Source organism: Rhizobacter sp. P3_C12, from assembly GCF_056402735.1.
Genome location: NZ_JBFUGW010000054.1, coordinates 13,589 through 28,696 on the forward strand (window position 1 = coordinate 13,589; position 15,108 = coordinate 28,696).

The 15,108-nt window shown below is 69.3% G+C and carries 16 protein-coding genes and 1 riboswitch; of the genes, 6 read left to right on the top strand and 10 right to left on the bottom strand.

The annotated features are described in order from the left end of the window. Nucleotides 1-11 precede the first annotated feature (11 nt). Entirely contained in the window at nucleotides 12-2,027 is a 2,016-nt protein-coding gene (locus tag AC1DXV_RS11430; RefSeq protein ID WP_477933613.1) for a transglycosylase SLT domain-containing protein, read from the bottom strand. A gap of 43 nt (nucleotides 2,028-2,070) precedes the next feature. On the opposite strand from AC1DXV_RS11430, the gene AC1DXV_RS11435 reads away from it, so the two are divergent. After that, nucleotides 2,071-2,655 (top strand): 5-formyltetrahydrofolate cyclo-ligase, encoded by a 585-nt coding sequence (locus tag AC1DXV_RS11435; RefSeq protein WP_477868139.1) that lies wholly within the window; start codon nucleotides 2,071-2,073, stop codon nucleotides 2,653-2,655. On the opposite strand, the gene AC1DXV_RS11440 is transcribed toward AC1DXV_RS11435, so the two are convergent. Continuing rightward, complete coding sequence (locus AC1DXV_RS11440) at nucleotides 2,621-3,670, bottom strand: LysR family transcriptional regulator (RefSeq protein WP_477868141.1); 1,050 nt, start codon at nucleotides 3,668-3,670, stop codon at nucleotides 2,621-2,623. The genes AC1DXV_RS11435 and AC1DXV_RS11440 overlap by 35 nt on opposite strands. A 92-nt stretch (nucleotides 3,671-3,762) precedes the next feature. Here AC1DXV_RS11440 and AC1DXV_RS11445 point away from each other — a divergent pair, with 92 nt between their 5' ends. Beyond that, nucleotides 3,763-4,134: a DUF2917 domain-containing protein gene (locus AC1DXV_RS11445; RefSeq protein WP_477933615.1), complete on the top strand. Its 372-nt coding sequence runs from the start codon at nucleotides 3,763-3,765 to the stop codon at nucleotides 4,132-4,134. Here the strand turns inward: AC1DXV_RS11445 and AC1DXV_RS11450 are convergent. After that, on the bottom strand, nucleotides 4,073-4,498 hold the full coding sequence (locus AC1DXV_RS11450) for a TfoX/Sxy family protein (protein ID WP_477868145.1): 426 nt from the start codon (nucleotides 4,496-4,498) through the stop codon (nucleotides 4,073-4,075). The two genes, AC1DXV_RS11445 and AC1DXV_RS11450, sit on opposite strands and share 62 nt — an antisense overlap. Nucleotides 4,499-4,537: 39 nt before the next feature. On the opposite strand from AC1DXV_RS11450, the gene AC1DXV_RS11455 reads away from it, so the two are divergent. Next, on the top strand, nucleotides 4,538-5,122 hold the full coding sequence (locus AC1DXV_RS11455) for a 5-formyltetrahydrofolate cyclo-ligase (protein ID WP_477933617.1): 585 nt from the start codon (nucleotides 4,538-4,540) through the stop codon (nucleotides 5,120-5,122). On the opposite strand, the gene metF is transcribed toward AC1DXV_RS11455, so the two are convergent. Genes metF through ahcY form a run of 3 tightly spaced genes read right to left on the bottom strand, consistent with a single transcriptional unit; the run spans nucleotide 5,123 to nucleotide 8,156 of the window. Further along, nucleotides 5,123-5,956: a methylenetetrahydrofolate reductase [NAD(P)H] gene (gene metF, locus AC1DXV_RS11460; RefSeq protein ID WP_477868149.1), complete on the bottom strand. Its 834-nt coding sequence runs from the start codon at nucleotides 5,954-5,956 to the stop codon at nucleotides 5,123-5,125. Further along, nucleotides 5,953-6,720 (bottom strand): TlyA family RNA methyltransferase, encoded by a 768-nt coding sequence (locus AC1DXV_RS11465; protein WP_477868151.1) that lies wholly within the window; start codon nucleotides 6,718-6,720, stop codon nucleotides 5,953-5,955. Before AC1DXV_RS11465 ends, metF begins: the two co-directional genes overlap by 4 nt. Before the next feature lie 8 nt (nucleotides 6,721-6,728). After that, on the bottom strand, nucleotides 6,729-8,156 hold the full coding sequence (gene ahcY, locus AC1DXV_RS11470; protein ID WP_477933619.1) for an adenosylhomocysteinase: 1,428 nt from the start codon (nucleotides 8,154-8,156) through the stop codon (nucleotides 6,729-6,731). A 79-nt stretch (nucleotides 8,157-8,235) separates the two neighbouring features. After that, nucleotides 8,236-8,320: riboswitch (S-adenosyl-L-homocysteine riboswitch) on the bottom strand. 82 nt (nucleotides 8,321-8,402) lie between these two features. Here ahcY and AC1DXV_RS11475 point away from each other — a divergent pair. Continuing rightward, nucleotides 8,403-9,245, top strand: a complete 843-nt coding sequence (locus AC1DXV_RS11475) for an HAD-IIB family hydrolase (RefSeq protein ID WP_477872091.1) — start codon at nucleotides 8,403-8,405, stop codon at nucleotides 9,243-9,245. Here AC1DXV_RS11475 and AC1DXV_RS11480 read toward each other — a convergent pair. Further along, nucleotides 9,206-10,327 (bottom strand): hypothetical protein, encoded by a 1,122-nt coding sequence (locus AC1DXV_RS11480; protein ID WP_477933621.1) that lies wholly within the window; start codon nucleotides 10,325-10,327, stop codon nucleotides 9,206-9,208. The genes AC1DXV_RS11475 and AC1DXV_RS11480 overlap by 40 nt on opposite strands. Nucleotides 10,328-10,405: 78 nt before the next feature. Continuing rightward, on the bottom strand, nucleotides 10,406-11,443 hold the full coding sequence (locus tag AC1DXV_RS11485) for an aldo/keto reductase (RefSeq protein WP_477869744.1): 1,038 nt from the start codon (nucleotides 11,441-11,443) through the stop codon (nucleotides 10,406-10,408). Nucleotides 11,444-11,648: 205 nt separating this feature from the next. Here AC1DXV_RS11485 and AC1DXV_RS11490 point away from each other — a divergent pair, with 205 nt between their 5' ends. Further along, entirely contained in the window at nucleotides 11,649-12,575 is a 927-nt protein-coding gene (locus AC1DXV_RS11490) for an AraC family transcriptional regulator (protein ID WP_477869742.1), read from the top strand. 8 nt (nucleotides 12,576-12,583) lie between these two features. Here AC1DXV_RS11490 and AC1DXV_RS11495 read toward each other — a convergent pair whose 3' ends face one another. After that, complete coding sequence (locus AC1DXV_RS11495) at nucleotides 12,584-13,084, bottom strand: DinB family protein (protein ID WP_477869740.1); 501 nt, start codon at nucleotides 13,082-13,084, stop codon at nucleotides 12,584-12,586. A gap of 34 nt (nucleotides 13,085-13,118) precedes the next feature. Further along, nucleotides 13,119-13,910, bottom strand: a complete 792-nt coding sequence (locus AC1DXV_RS11500) for a transglutaminase-like domain-containing protein (protein WP_477869738.1) — start codon at nucleotides 13,908-13,910, stop codon at nucleotides 13,119-13,121. 86 nt (nucleotides 13,911-13,996) lie between these two features. On the opposite strand from AC1DXV_RS11500, the gene AC1DXV_RS11505 reads away from it, so the two are divergent. After that, the coding region (locus AC1DXV_RS11505; protein ID WP_477933623.1) for a YbfB/YjiJ family MFS transporter at nucleotides 13,997-15,108 on the top strand (1,112 nt) is incomplete at its 3' end.

Genomic DNA, 15,108 nt, shown 5'->3' on the forward strand with positions numbered 1-15,108 from the left:
CCGGCTTCCGTTCATGGCAGGCTGCCGTCGGGCGGCGGCGCGGTCACTTCGCGCGGGCCGACCGGCTTGCCCAGCCGCGCCTTCAGCGAGGCGGTCTGCAGCGCCGTCGGGTCGTTCAGCAGCGTCGCGTACAGCAAGGTGTTGGACATCACCTTCTTCACGTAGTCGCGCGTCTCGTTGAATGGGATGTTCTCGATCCAGATCGCCGGCTCGAGCTTCGGCCCGTCGCGCCAGCGCCGCGGCCGGCCCGGGCCGGCGTTGTAGGCGGTCGCGCTCAGCACCTGCGAGCCACCGAAATCGTCGAGCAGCAGCCGCAGGTAGCTCGAGCCGAGCTGCACGTTGGTCGGCACGTCCATGATCTGCGCCGGGTCGTAGGCCATGCCGATGCGCTTGGCGACGTTCTTCGCGGTCGGCTGGATCACCTGCATCAGCCCGTAGGCGTTCGCGCTGGAGCGGATGTCGGGCTGGAAGCGCGATTCCTGGCGCATCACGCCGTAGATCAGCGCCGGGTCGACCGCGGTCGATTTCGAGGCCGCCATCACCTCGGCGCGGAACGGCGTCGGGTAGCGCTGCGCGATGTCGATCTCGCTGCGCGTGCGGTCGCTGGTGTTGACGCAGCGGTCCCAGACGCGCCGGTCGCAGGCGAGCTGCGCCGCGGCGAGCAGCTCGCGCTCCTCCATGCCGCGCAGCGTGAAGTTCCATTCGCGCACGCCCTCGCTGCGCAGCCCGATGGCCACCAGCGCCAGCGCACGGGCCAGCCCGGGCTGGCGCGCGGCGGCGTCGCGCTCGTCCTGCGTCAGCGGCTGCGGCGCGATCGGCAGCGTGATCGCGCGGCCCAGGTCTTCGGACGCGAGCATGCCGTAGAAGCCGAACTGCGGCGCGATGCTCTCGAGCATCGCAGTCGCCTGCGCGCGCAGCCTGTCGCCCTCGGCCGACTCCGTGGCCAGCGCGCGCAGCGCACGGGCCTTCCAGTAGACCCAGGTCGCGTCGCGCTGCTCGATCGGGTTCATCGCATCGATCGCCTGCACCACCTGCTGCCAGCGCGGCGCGTTCTCGCCGGCGCGCAGCGCGGCACGTGCCTTCCAGGCGAGCGTCTCGTCGGCCCAGTCGATCGAGATCGCGGCCTTCGACGACAGCAGCGCAGCCCGGGTGAAGTAGCCGGACGCCTCGGGCAGCAGCTTCAGCGCCGCCTGCTTGCCGACCGCCGCCCAGGCCCAGGCTGCGAGCTCGGGCGGCAGCGCGGCCTCCCATTTGCCGTTCAGCAGGTTGGCGGCGAGCTCGGGGTCGTTGGAGGCCAGGCGCATCAGCGCCAGCGTGTTCAGCTGGTTCGCCTGACGCCCGCCGAGCGCACGGGTCAGGTAGCGCGCCGGGTTGTCGGCCAGGTCGTCGACGTCACTGGCGGCCCGGGTGTTGACCATCAGCGCCGCCTGGCGCGCCGCACGCGGCTTGTTGCCGTCGATCGCGAGGCGCGCCTTGCGCCAGGCATCGGCTTCGGTGAGCTGCTTCGCGTCGTACAGCGTCGCGGCCAGCAGCGCGCAGCCGTCGTCGGCCTCGCGCTGCGCGAACCAGGCACTTCGGGCGGCGACGCGCACGTCCTTGCCGTCGAGGTGGTCGGCCAGCAGCGCGTAGCACGAGACCTCGCGGTCGTCGTTCATGCGGAAACTCGGGAAATCGGCGGCCAGCGTCTTGAAATCGCGGCGGCGTCCCAGCTCGAGCAGCCAGTCGTTGCGCAGCCGGTCTTCGACGTAGGTGCCGCGCCAGCGCTGGTAGAAGGCCGCGATCTCGTCGGCCTGCACGAACTGCAGCCGCTGGCCGATCTCCCAGTAGTCGACCCACATCGCGAGCGGGTTGCGCTCGGCGATCGTGCTGTCGCGCAGCGCGGCGAGCCGGGCCCGGTCTTTCTTGCGCAGCGCCTCGCGGGCTTCGAGCACCGCGTCGTTGCCGCTCTGCGCGCAGGCAGGCATCGCATTGGCGAGCACGGCGATCGCCAGGCCCTTCAGCAGCCACCGCGCCGCCGTCCTCGTCATTCCCGCGCCATATGATCCGTCTTTGTGGTTCACGCTGTCCTTCATGGTGCCGACCTTGCCATCAGACCCCGACGTCCGCCATCCCCTGCGTCAGCGCCTGCTGGCCGCGCGCACCGCGTTTGTCTCGTCGCCCGCCGGCCCCGCTGCGGCGGCATCGCTCGCGCATCACCTCGGGCATGTTCTCGATCAACTCGAACCCGAGTGCCTCGGGGTCTATTGGCCACTGCGGTCCGAATTTAACGCAGCAAGCCTGTGGGATGGCGACGGATCGCATGCCGCCTTGCCGCGCGCATTGCCATTCGTGCAGCGCGTGCCGCCGCAGATGCACTACCGCTTGTGGGACGGCAGCCCGCCGGCGCTGAAGGACGAGTGCAACATCCCGGCGGCGAACGGTGCCGCGGTGGTGCCCGACGTGGTGCTGGTGCCCTGCGTCGGCTTCACCGGCAGCGGCTGGCGGCTCGGCTACGGCGGCGGCTTCTTCGACCGCTGGCTCGCGCTGCACCCGCACGTCACGGCCGTCGGCGTCGCGTGGGAGGCCGGCCGCCTCGGCGAGGCCGAACTCGCGCCGCAGGCCCACGACCTGCCGCTCGCGCTCATCGTGACCGAGAACGGGGTGGCGCAGGGCTGACCGGCTCGGGCGCCGCCGGCGCGAGGTGCTGCACGCTGCGGGCCGACTGCGCGGTGAGCGTGGCCTTCGTGAGCGTCGCATGGGTGCGTTCGCCCTGCTCGATCAGCCAGTCGCGAAAGCGCTGCACCTCGGGCCGCAGCACCGACTGCGGCGACACCACCATCCAGTAGGCATGCGGCGCGTCGATGCGCCCGGCCGGCCCGAACGGCTCGACCAGGTCACCGCGCTCGAGCGAGTCGGCCACCAGCGCCATGCGGGCCAGCGCGATCGCCTGCCCGGCCAGCGCCGTCTGCACCTGCTGGTAGGTGAAGTTGAGGTACATCCACCGGCGCGGCTGCAGCCCGGGCTGGCCATGCAGCGTGAGCCAGCGCCGCCAGCTCAGGAACTCGGCGGTCGGGCGGTTGTCGTCCTCCTCGGCCAGCGTGTGGCCGGCCAGGTCGGCCGGCGTCGACAGCGGCGGCGCCTGGCCGCGCGCGATCTGCTCGGCCAGCCACGGGCTGATGGCCGGCGTCAGCGTCTCGCCGAACAGCCGCGGCGTGCCGGCCGGCACCAGGTGGTCGCCGCCATAGCGCAGCACGATGTCGATCTCGGGATCGTCGAGGTCGACCACCATGTCGGTGGCGGAGACGCGGATGTCGATGTCGGGGTTCGCGCGCTGGAAGGCCTCGAGCCGCGGCAGCAGCCACAGCGACACGAACGACGCGAAGGTGTTGACCGTGACGCGGCGCCGGCCGCGCGAGGTGCGGATCTGGCGCACCGCGGTGTCGAGCCGGTCGAGCGAGGGCGCGACCGCGCGCAGCAGCACCTGGCCGTCGCCGGTCAGCTCGACCGAGCGGGTGCCGCGGTTGAAGAGCGGCGCGCCGAGCTCGTCCTCCAGGCCCTTGATCTGCCGGCTGACGGCCGACTGGGTCAGGTGCAGTTCTTCGGCGGCGGCGCTGAAGCTGAGGTGCCGGGCCACCGCTTCGAAGGCCCGGATCGGGCCGACCGAGAGCGGCCGATGACGCGGTTGATTCATGCGTGAATGGTATCAATGCGAGGCGCACAAGTCATTGGACCACCGGCCTGCAGCCCCCTAAAGTTCACTCCATGCCCTGCAAGGAGAGCGACATGGCAACCCCGATGATGATGAGCAATTTTCAACAATCCCAAGCCGCGAGCTGGACCGTGGCACCCGGCGAGGCGCGCCCGCTGGAGATCGGACCGGGGTCCCGCTGGCTGCGCGTGACCGAAGGCCGGCTGTGGCTGACGGTGCCCGGCACGGCCGACGAACCGGCCCAGGATGTGTGGCTGGAGAGCGGCGACAGCATCGCGCTGCCGTCCGGCGCCCAGGCGGTGCTCGAGGCCTGGCCGAGCGCGCAGTTCCAGCTGCTGGTGCCGCCGGAAGCCTGCCGGCGCGGCAAGTCGCTGGCGCAGCGGCTCAGCGAGCAGCTCGCTTCGCGGCTGGGGTCTTCTTCTTCGCCGCTGCCGCACGCGGCTTGACGGTCTTGCGGGCCTTGGCCGCGGCAGCGCGCAGGCCCGCCTCCATCGCGAGCCGCGCCCACGGGCGCATCAGCGCGGGCGATTCCATCGCCTCGTCGGGCGCGGTGTAGTAGCTCATCGACACCGACTTGCCATCGCCACCCTCGTAGACGAAGGGCTGGCAGCCGGACTGCTCGAAGCGCGCCCGGGTCGCGTCGTCGGCCTTCAGGTACAGGCGCTCCTGGAAGATCAGCGCGACGAACACGTCGTCGACATAGAAGCCGTGCCCACCGAACATGCGCCGCGAGCGTGTCGGGCCGAGCGAGCCGAGCAGCTCGACGCAGTAGCGGGCGAATTCATCCTTGGGCGAGCTGATCGTGGCCATGGGCTCGATGGTACGGGGCCCTGCGTCACAATGCCCGCCATGGCCACCTCCGACACGTCCTCCACCACCCTCGGGGTACTGCGCACGAAGCTGATCGCCGACCGGCAGGCCCTGCCCGACCGGCTGGAGCGTGCGGTGCAGCTGCAGAGCATGCTGCGCATCTGGCTGGTGAGCCGGCGCGAGACGCTGATCGGCGGCTACTGGCCGATCAAGGGCGAGTTCGATCCGCTGCCGGCGCTGTTCCGCTGGAGCGAGGCCGACCCGGCACGCCGCATCGGCCTGCCGGTGATGGACCGCAAGGATGGCACGCTGCGTTTTCACGTGTGGTACCCCGGCTGCCCGACCGAGCTGGRTGCGCATGACATCCCCAAGCCCAAGGGCACCGAGCAGTTCCAGCCGCAGTTGCTGCTGCTGCCCTGCGTCGGCTATGGCACCGAGGGCGCGCGGCTCGGCTATGGCGGCGGGTTCTACGAGCGCTCGATCGCCGCGCTGAACCCGCGGCCGGTCACGGTGGGGCTGTGCTATGCGCACGGCTTCCTGCCGATGCTGCGTCCGCGGGCCGACGAACACCCGCTCGACGCCGTCATCACCGAAGAAGGCGTGATGTGGCAGCGCGAGGCCTGATCAGGCCAGGTTGAGCCGCCGGCAGATCTCCAAGGGCGCCGTCGCCGCGTTCATCGTGTAGATGTGCAGCCCCGGCGCGCCCAGGCTCAGCAGCCGCTCGCACAGCTCGGTCACCACATCCAGCCCGAAGGCCTTGATCGACGCGGTGTCGTCGCCGAAGCTCTGCAGCCGCAGCCGGATCCAGCGCGGGATCTCGGCCCCCGACGAATCGGCGAAGCGGATGATGCCGCTCGCGTTGGTGATCGGCATGATGCCCGGCACCACCGGGATGTCGGCCCCCAGCTTGCGCGCATCGTCGACGAAGCGCTCGTAGGCATCGGCGTTGAAGAAGAACTGCGTGATCGCCGCATCGGCGCCCGCCTTCACCTTCTCGACGTAGGCCTGCAGGTCGGCCTGCGGCGACCTCGCCTGCGGATGCATCTCGGGATACGCCGCCACCTCGATGTGGAACTGGCGGCCGGTCGCCTCGCGGATGAACGCGATCAGCTCGCTCGCGTAGCGGAACTCGCCGAAGCCGCCGTAGCCGCTCGGCAGGTCGCCGCGCAGCGCCACCAGCCGGCGGATGCCCGCGGCCTGGAACTGCGCCAGCTTGGCCTGCACCGACGCGCGGTCGGCGCCGACGCAGGTGAAGTGCGAGGCCGCCTCGACGCCCTCGGCCAGGATCGCCTGCACGGCCGCCAGCGTGCCGTCCTGCGTCGAGCCGCCGGCGCCATACGTGACGGAGCAGAAGCTCGGCTTCAACGCATACAGCTGCTGGCGCACGGCCGCGAGCTTGGTGACGCCCTCGGGCGTCTTCGGCGGAAAGAACTCCAGACTGACGGGAACTCGGTTCATGCAACATCCTCGGACGGCACGGCCCACACGAAGAACTCGGTGTTGCCGTTGCTGCCCTTGATCGGGCTCTGGAAATAGGCGCGCACCTGGAGGAACTGCTCCCTGCAGGCCTTGCGGATGCGCGTCTCGACCTCGGCGAAATGCCGTTCGTCCTTGACGATGCCACCCTTGCCGATCTGCGCCGGCTGCAGCTCGAACTGCGGCTTGATCAGCAGCAGCAGGTGCCCCGTGGGCGCCAGGTAGTGCGCCAGCGTGGGCAGCACGTGCGTCGACGTGATGAACGACAGGTCACCGGTGACGAAGCCGAAGCCGTGCGGCGTCGACGCGGCCTCGAAGGCCGAGCCGGTCACGTCGCGCGCATTGACGCCTTCGAAGCACTGCACCCGCGCATCGGCCTGCAGCTTCGGGTGCAACTGCCCGTGGCCGACGTCGATGCCGGCCACGCGGGCTGCACCGGCCTGCAGCAGGGCATCGGTGAAGCCACCGGTGCTCTGGCCCGCATCCAGGCAATCGAGGCCGGTCACGTCGATCTTGCAATGCTTGAGCGCACCTTCCAGCTTGAGCCCGCCACGCGACACGAAGCGCAGCTCCGCGTCGTCGGTGATCTCGAGCTCGCAGCCTTCCGGCACGTCCTCGCCGGCCTTCTTGGGAACAGCCCAGCCCTTGGGGCCGAGCCAGCGGACGGCGCCTCGCTCGATCAGCCGTTGGGCGGCCGATCGGGTGGGCGCCAGCCCCGCGGAGACGAGCAGCTGGTCGATGCGCATGGGTCGGATCAGTAGCGGTAGGTGTCGGGCTTGTACGGGCCTTGCTTGGGCACGCCGATGTACGCGGCCTGCTCGTCCGTCAGCTCGGTCAGCATCGCGCCGACCTTCTTCAGGTGCAGGCGGGCGACCTTCTCGTCGAGGTGCTTGGGCAGCACGTAGACCTGGCCGACTTCGTACTTCTCGGGCCGCGTGAACAGCTCGATCTGCGCGATCGTCTGGTTGGCGAAGCTCGAGCTCATCACGAAGCTCGGGTGGCCGGTGCCGCAGCCGAGGTTCACGAGGCGGCCCTTGGCCAGCAGGATGATGCGTTTTCCATCCGGGAAGATCACGTGGTCGACCTGCGGCTTGATCTCTTCCCACTCGTACTTCTCGATCGCCGCGATGTCGATCTCGTTGTCGAAGTGGCCGATGTTGCAGACGATCGCCTGGTCCTTCATCGCGGCCATGTGCTCATGGCGGATCACGCCCTTGTTGCCGGTGGTCGTCACGAAGATGTCGGCCTTGTCGGCGGCGTACTCCATCGTCACGACCTTGTAGCCTTCCATCGCGGCCTGCAGCGCGTTGATCGGGTCGATCTCGGTCACCCACACCTGGGCGCTCAGCGCACGCAGCGCCTGGGCCGAGCCCTTGCCCACGTCGCCATAGCCGGCCACGCAGGCCACCTTGCCGGCGATCATCACGTCGGTGGCGCGCTTGATGCCGTCGACCAGCGATTCGCGGCAGCCGTACAGGTTGTCGAACTTGCTCTTCGTGACCGAGTCGTTCACGTTGATCGCGCGGAACAGCAGCGTGCCCTTCGCGCTCATTTCCTTCAGGCGGTGCACGCCGGTGGTGGTCTCTTCGGTCACGCCCTGGATCTGCGCGCTCTTGCGGGTGTACCAGGTCGGGTCCTGCGCGAGCTTGGCCTTGATGCTCGCGAACAGGCAGGTCTCTTCCTCGCTGCCGGGCTTGTCGAGCACGCTGATGTCCTTCTCGGCGCGCTGGCCCAGGTGCATCAGCAGCGTGGCGTCGCCGCCGTCGTCGAGGATCATGTTCGGGCCTTCGCCTTCGCTGCCCTTCGGGCCGAAGTCGAAGATGCGGTGGGTGTAGTCCCAGTAGTCGACCAAGTTCTCGCCCTTGTAGGCGAAGACGGGGGTGCCCTTCTCGACCAGCGCCGCGGCGGCGTGGTCCTGCGTCGAGAAGATGTTGCACGAGGCCCAGCGCACCTGGGCGCCGAGTGCCTGCAGCGTCTCGACCAGCACGGCGGTCTGGATCGTCATGTGCAGCGAGCCGGTGACGCGCGCGCCCTTCAGCGGCTGCGTCTTCGCGAATTCCTCGCGGATGGCCATCAGGCCGGGCATCTCGGTCTCGGCGATGCGGATCTCCTTGCGGCCCCAGGCGGCAAGCGAGATGTCGGCGATGGCGTGGTCTTGGGAAGGCTTGAGAACAGCGTTCATGTCGGGCTCCAGTCGTTCAGGGAACCCGCACGCAGTCGGCAAAGGGGGGATGTCATGACTCACCCACGAGGGACCATCGTGCGGGTGAGCGCGGTTGCATTTGAATTCCCGAGCCTGGGGCGGCTGTCGTGACGACAACCGGCCTTGCAACGCTCCTCGGAAAGTGCAGGGATTGTAGTCGCCGGATCGGGCGGATTCCAGTGCGTTGCGTGCGTTTTGGCCGCGGGTCGTGCAAGACTGCGGGGCATGTCCCTCGCCCCGCGCCGTCCTCGCCCCCTTTCAGAACTGAGCCCCGAACTGGCCCGCAGCGTGCGCGGCGTGCTGACCGACATCGACGACACGCTGACGCGCGACGGCGCGATCGAGCCCGAGGCGCTGGCCGCCTTGCAGGCGCTGCGCGACGCCGGGCTGCCGGTGATCGCGATCACCGGCCGGCCGATGGGCTGGAGCGAGCCGTTCGCGCGCGACTGGCCGATCGACGCGATCGTCGCGGAGAACGGCGCGGTCGCGCTGTTCCGCGATGCGACGGGCCGTCTGCAGATCGAGTACGCGCAAGACGAGGACACCCGCGCCCGCAACACGCTGCGCCTGCGGCGCACCGCACAGCGCGTGCTCGACGAGGTGCCCGGCACGGCGCTCGCGCAGGACAGCGCCGGCCGCGTCACCGACATCGCCGTCGACCACAGCGAGTTCGCCCACCTGACGCAGCCGCAGATTGACGCGGTGCTGCAGGTGATGCGCAGCGAGGGCATGAACGCCACCGTCAGCTCGATCCACATCAACGGCTGGTACGGCGAGCACGACAAGCTGAGCGGCGCGCGCTGGATCGTGCAACGGTTGCTCGGGCGTTCGCTCGATGCCGAGACCCCCGCCTGGGCCTACGTCGGCGATTCGACGAACGACCAGGCGATGTTCGGGCACTTCCCGGTCAGCGTGGGGGTCGCGAACCTGATGCAGTTCGCGGATCGGTTGCACACATGGCCGGCGTACCTGACCCTCGGGGAGCGGGGCAAGGGATTCGCGGAGGTGGCCCAGACGCTGCGCGCAACTCAAGACAGCGCCCGCAACTTCCCTTCCTCGTTGCCGTAGTTCACCACTCGCTGCCCGAACTCGTACAGCCAAGCGGCTGCGTGCTCCGAGTTCTCGCCGAAATCGCCGTCCACGAGAGACCGTCTGACCTGCTTGAACAGTGTCATGGCCTTGCCTTGGTCTTCCAGGCTCAAATTCGGTTGTTCCCGCATCGCCACAACAGCGTGAGCGAGAACCTGCAATCGCTCCTGAGGGCCCAGATCGCGGCGGTGCCTCATCACGTGCGCGCAAAGCCGAAGTTGCTGACGAGCTCCGTATTTCGGACCGACGTCTTCTCTGGAGCCTTGCAACAAGGCAACCAGATCGGCAGCACTCGCGTCCTTCAAATTCTGCACTTTGAAAACGGCACCTCGGAGAAACTCAATCCGGCGCTTTTTGATGCTGGGAGTGGCCTCCTTCGGCTCCAACTCCCCATCGCGGGACCCGTATTGCGGGAACGGCCCCACCACGACAGTGGTCCGAGCGGTGCCACGCTCATCCAAATCTTTCGCAAGGCTTGTGCTCCAGCCGCTCAGCGACTCGGCAAGTGCAGCGATGTCCTTGTTGCTCGGGTATCTCGTTTCGAGCGCCAGACACCGGCTTGAGAACTCACGCAAGAAAACCTGGTCGCCGTCGAGGAACTCCGCCCCCAGATTGACCGCAAAAGTCGCCATCCGGAGGTGGCTCAGCACGTCATCCTGGGACAAGCGTGTGTTCCGTCCGCCATCAAGCAACGCCCAAGCGCACTCACGGAATGTTTCGCGATTCTCGGAGCATGCCTTCGAGTCGAAGACATGCCCTCCACGCTGGAGGCGATCGCGCGCAAGGTTGGAGAATTGTTGCGGCGGAGATTGGGACCCTCGCTTTGCCCTGCCGACTACTTGGTCGGATGTCTTTCGCACCGGCGAAGTCTCCTCATCGGCAGAAGACTCCGCGAACGAGAGTTTTGCCTCGCTCGTCTTCTTGCGGGCGTTCTGGCGGATTTCTATTGTCCGTCGCCCAATTCCGTTGGGAGGCTGATCTTCACCGTCAGAATCACTCACTCTCTCTGTATATCCATTCTTCTGTACAAGAAGTCGGAATCGCTCTTTCACTTTCAACATGACCTGCAGCCTCAATGGGATGGAGTTGTTGGGTGACCATGCCGCACCAGAGAGTTCCGCTTCCCCACCCCTGACGGATCACCCCAGCCGCGCCGCCCGCTGCCCCGCCAGCCGCGCCAGCATCCACCCCGGGTACTCCGCCGGCAGCGCGCTGACCTGGTCCAGCGCCGCCAACTCGTCGGCGTTCAGCTTCAAGGCCGTCGCCGCGATGTTGTCGTCCAGCTGCTCGACTCGCTTGGCCCCGATGATCACGCTGCTGACGGCCGGCTGGTGCAGCACCCAGGCCAGCGCGACCCGCGCCACCGACACGCCGTGCGCCTCGGCGATGCCGCGCATCACGCCGATGCAATCGTCGGCACGCGCCCGATTCACCGGCGGGAAATCGAAGGTGGTGCGCCGGCTGCCCTGCTCGGCACCCTGGCCGTCGCGCCCGTACTTGCCGCTCAGCAGGCCGCCGGCCAGCGGGCTCCACACCAGCAGCCCGACCTGCTCGCTGCGCAGCATCGGCACGATCTCGCGCTCCAGGTCGCGCCCGGCGATCGTGTAGTAGGCCTGCAGCGATTCGAAGCGCGCCTTGCCGTCGCGCTCGGCAATGCCCAGCGCCTTCGCGATCTGCCACGCCGCCCAGTTCGACACGCCCACATAGCGCACATGCCCCTGCTGCACCAGCGTGTCCATCGCGTGCACCGCCTCGTCGATCGGCGTCGACGGGTCGAAGCCGTGGATCTGGTACAGGTCGATGTGCTCCAGCTGCAGGCGCTTCAGGCTCGCCTTCACGCCGTCCATGATGTGAAAGCGCGACATGCCCGACGAATTGACGCCCTTGGCGCCGGTCTCGCCGAACACCTTGGTGGCGACGACCACCTTGTCGCGCGGCACCTTCAGGTTGCGCAGCGCCTGGCCGGTGATCTGCTCCGACAGCCCTTCGGAATAGACGTCGGCGGTGTCGATGAAGTTGATGCCGGCATCGAGCGCGCGGCCCACCAGCGCATCGGCCTCGTCCTGCTGCAGCTTGCCGATCTGGCTCCAGATGCCACCGGTCCCACCGAAGGTCATCGTGCCCAGGCACAGCTCCGAAACGAACAGGCCGGTGCGGCCCAGCTTGCGATGTTGCATGTCCAGCTCCTTGTGACGTTGCCCCGGGGAGCGGGGCCAGGGCGGCAGTGTCCCGCCGCGGGCCGCCGCCGCGCCAGCACGTTCCTGCAGAGTTCTTGCCCATTTCTCCAGACCACGGCGACCGGCGATGCACGGCCGCGTGGACGGCGCTAAGCTGCGACGCACCCGATCCTCCACGCACGATTCCCACGCACCTGACGACGCCATGGACGACCCCCTCGAACTCGACGACGCCCGCCGCTCGCTGGTGGGCCTGCTGAACCGCGCGACCGACGGCACCGAAGGCGTCGTGCAGACGCCGGTGCCCGGCCTCATCGTCTACCGCATCGCGAACCCGGGCGGGCCGAAGCACCATGTCTACGAGCCGGCACTGGCGCTGATCGCCCAGGGCTCCAAGCAGGTGATGGTCGGCGACGACATCCACACCTACGACGCACTGCACTACCTGGTGACCTCGGTCGACCTGCCGGTGGTCGGCCAGGTGCGCGTCGCGAGCGACACGCTGCCCTACCTGGGCCTGCGGCTGTCGCTGGACATCGCCGAGATCGGCGAGCTGATCCGCGACGAACGCCTGCCCGCCGCCGCGCACGCCGGGCCGGCGCGCGGCATCTACGTGAACCGCATCGCGCTGCCGGTGCTCGAGCCGGTGCTGCGGCTGCTGAAGCTGCTCGAGGCGCCGGCCGACATCGCGATCGTCGCGCCGCTGGTCAAGCGCGAGATCCTGTACCGGCTGCTGATGAACGGCGAAGGCGCGCGGCTGCGCCAACTCGCGCTGCAGGACAGCCACACGCAGCGCATCGCGAAGGCGATCGCGCGGCTGCGCACGAACTTCACGCACGCGCTGCGCATCGACGAGATCGCGCGCGACGTGCACATGAGCGTGTCGTCGTTCCACCACCACTTCAAGGCGGTCACCGCGATGAGCCCGCTGCAGTTCCAGAAGCAGCTGCGCCTGCAGGAGGCGCGCCGGCTGCTGCTCTCGGGCGGCATCGATGCGTCGAGCGCGGCGCACCAGGTCGGCTACGAGAGTGCCTCGCAGTTCGCGCGCGAGTACGGGCGGATGTTCGGCGCGCCGCCGACGCGCGACCGGCAGCGCTGGCTGGCCGAGAATGAGGTCGGCGAACCCGCCTGACGGCGGGTTCAGCCCGCCCTTCGCGCCGGCTCGCTCGCGTGCAGGTACTTGGTGTACAGATCGCGCGGCGGCGCCACGGAGATCGACTTGAGCACCTGCCCGACGTTGCCGCGGTGGTAGCCGCCGTGCGTGATGACGTGCAGCAGCATCTCCTCGCGGGACATGCGCCCGGCATCGCCATCGGTGAACGTGAAGCCCAGCGTCTCGGACAACGCCGCCTCGGACAGCCCCGACGCGTAGGCGACGTACCACGCGTCCGTCGCCGCCACGTCGCCGTGCAGTTGCGCCAGCGACGGGGTGTCCTTGGTGTTGGTGGCATCGAACGGCCGGGCCTCGCCGGCGAGGTGCGCACGGAAGATCCGGTCCACCACGTAGATGTGGTTCAGCGTCCGCAGGCACTGGTGAAGCGCATCGGCCTGCTCCGCGGGCAGCGTTCGCAGCAGCGCGAACAACTCCGCGTTGGCCCAGGCCTTGCAGGCGAACAGCGATTTCATCGAGGAGATGGACATGACGCAGCCTGTCAGGTGAAGAGGTGGAGCCTCGTCATCGTACCGAACTGACGTCCGGCCGCATCCCCGTCATCGTCGCCGGCCCGAAGATCGTCGCGAAGGCCACGTCCTTGGCATCGCGCCCCATCGCGATGCGCACCAGGTCGTCGACCGGCGACATCCGGGTCGGGTCGAACATCATCCAGCGCCCGCCCAGGTAGGCCTCGAACAGCGCATGGAAATCCGGTGGCGGCTCGTCGAAGCGCGCATAGCCGACCACCAGCCGCGCCGGGATGTTGAGCGCGCGGCAGAAGGTCACCCCCAGGTGCGCGAAATCGCGGCACACGCCGGCACGGTTGCGGAACACGTCGCAGGCGGTCGTCGTCGCGGTGCTCGAGCCGAGCTGGTAGTCGACGTTGTCGTGCAGCCAGTCGCAGATCGCCTGCACCCGCATCGCGCCCCGCGGCAGCTCGCCGAAGATCTTGATCGCCGCATGCGACAGCAGATCGGACTCGCAGTACCGGGTGGGCATCAGGTTGTGCAGCACCTCGTCGGGGAGCTCGGTGATCGCCATCTCGGCGGCAGCCAGGTCCACCGGCACCGGCCGGCGTTCGACCCGTGCCCGGTACTGCAGCCGCAGCGTGCCCTCGCCGGCCGACAGGCGCGCGAAGCGGTGGCCGACCGCCGGGTCCTCGTAGACGTGCACGCGCACCGCGGGTTCCACCTCCAGCGACTCGCTCAGCACGCGCTGGTCCATGCCGTCGAGCGCATGCAGCTGGAACAGGAAGTCCGCCGGCCCGGCCAGTTGGTAGCTCAGCTCGCAATCGACGTCGAAGTGTGGGTGCATGCGGCATTGCAACCCGGCGCGCGCGCCGCGCCCATCGGCCGGCTGCCCGCGGCGCTGTAGGACGAGGCTGGGCACAATGCAGCGCGATGAGCTCCCCCACCCCCTCGACCCTGCGCAGCGCCGCCGCGCTGGCCCTCGCCGCCGCGGTGTCGCTCGGCCTGGCGCGCTTCTCGTACGCCTTGCTGCTGCCGGCGATGCGCACCGACCTGGGCTGGAGCTACCTCACCGCCGGCGCGATGAACACCGTCAACGCCGCGGGCTACCTGCTCGGCGCGCTGGCCACGCCGCTGGCCCTGGCGCGACTGAGCGCGCGGCGCGTGCTGCTGGCCGGCAGCGCCGCGGCGGGCGCGATGCTGGTGGCGCACGGCCTGGTCACGTCGGATGCGGCGCTGTACGCGCTGCGCCTCGCGACCGGCATCGCCAGCGCCGCCGCGTTCATCTCCGGCGGGCTGATGGCGGCGCGCCTGGTCGGCAGCGATGGTGCGGCGCGCGCCGGGCTGGTCCTCGGGATCTACTACGGCGGCACCGGCGTCGGCATCGTCGCGTCGGCGCTGCTGGTGCCGCCGCTGGTCGCGCTGTCGCAATCGCACGCCTGGCAATGGGCCTGGATCGCGCTGGGCGCCGCGGCGCTGATCGCGACCGCCGTCACCGCACATGGCACGCGCGGCCTGGACGCCGCGCCGGCAGCGGCCTCGGCGCGCACCGGCTTCCAGGCGCGCGATTTCATGTTCGGCCTCGCGTCGTACACGCTGTTCGGCCTCGGCTACATCGGCTACATGACCTTCTCGGTGACGCTGCTGCGCGAGCAGCAGCTGGGCAGCGGGCTGATCACGGTGTTCTACGCCCTGCTCGGCCTCGGCGTGATCGCGTCGTCGTGGCTGTGGGCCGGGCTGCTGCAGCGCTGGCGCGGCGGGCAGCCGATGGCGCTGCTGAACGCCTTGCTCACGGTCGCGACGCTGTTGCCGGTGGTCAGCGCGCACCCGCTGGCCGGCTTCGTCTCGGGCGCGCTGTTCGGCAGCGTGTTCCTGTCGGTCGTCGCATCGACCACCGCGCTGGTGCGGCACAACCTGCCGGCCGCCGCGTGGCCGGCGGGCATCGCCGCATTCACGACGGTGTTCGCGGCCGGGCAGATCGTCGGCCCGAGCCTGGTCGGCTGGCTGGCCGACGGGCCGGGCGGGCTGCGGGCCGGGCTCGCTGC

Bases quoted from the DNA above. Each gene is read 5' to 3' on its own strand.
- AC1DXV_RS11430 (WP_477933613.1), bottom strand. From the start codon at position 2,027: ATGACGAGGACGGCGGCGCGGTGGCTGCTGAAGGGCCTGGCGATCGCC.
- AC1DXV_RS11435 (WP_477868139.1), top strand. From the start codon at position 2,071: ATGGTGCCGACCTTGCCATCAGACCCCGACGTCCGCCATCCCCTGCGT.
- AC1DXV_RS11440 (WP_477868141.1), bottom strand. From the start codon at position 3,670: ATGAATCAACCGCGTCATCGGCCGCTCTCGGTCGGCCCGATCCGGGCC.
- AC1DXV_RS11445 (WP_477933615.1), top strand. From the start codon at position 3,763: ATGGCAACCCCGATGATGATGAGCAATTTTCAACAATCCCAAGCCGCG.
- AC1DXV_RS11450 (WP_477868145.1), bottom strand. From the start codon at position 4,498: ATGGCCACGATCAGCTCGCCCAAGGATGAATTCGCCCGCTACTGCGTC.
- metF (WP_477868149.1), bottom strand. From the start codon at position 5,956: ATGAACCGAGTTCCCGTCAGTCTGGAGTTCTTTCCGCCGAAGACGCCC.
- AC1DXV_RS11465 (WP_477868151.1), bottom strand. From the start codon at position 6,720: ATGCGCATCGACCAGCTGCTCGTCTCCGCGGGGCTGGCGCCCACCCGA.
- ahcY (WP_477933619.1), bottom strand. From the start codon at position 8,156: ATGAACGCTGTTCTCAAGCCTTCCCAAGACCACGCCATCGCCGACATC.
- AC1DXV_RS11475 (WP_477872091.1), top strand. From the start codon at position 8,403: ATGTCCCTCGCCCCGCGCCGTCCTCGCCCCCTTTCAGAACTGAGCCCC.
- AC1DXV_RS11480 (WP_477933621.1), bottom strand. From the start codon at position 10,327: ATGTTGAAAGTGAAAGAGCGATTCCGACTTCTTGTACAGAAGAATGGA.
- AC1DXV_RS11485 (WP_477869744.1), bottom strand. From the start codon at position 11,443: ATGCAACATCGCAAGCTGGGCCGCACCGGCCTGTTCGTTTCGGAGCTG.
- AC1DXV_RS11490 (WP_477869742.1), top strand. From the start codon at position 11,649: ATGGACGACCCCCTCGAACTCGACGACGCCCGCCGCTCGCTGGTGGGC.
- AC1DXV_RS11495 (WP_477869740.1), bottom strand. From the start codon at position 13,084: ATGTCCATCTCCTCGATGAAATCGCTGTTCGCCTGCAAGGCCTGGGCC.
- AC1DXV_RS11500 (WP_477869738.1), bottom strand. From the start codon at position 13,910: ATGCACCCACACTTCGACGTCGATTGCGAGCTGAGCTACCAACTGGCC.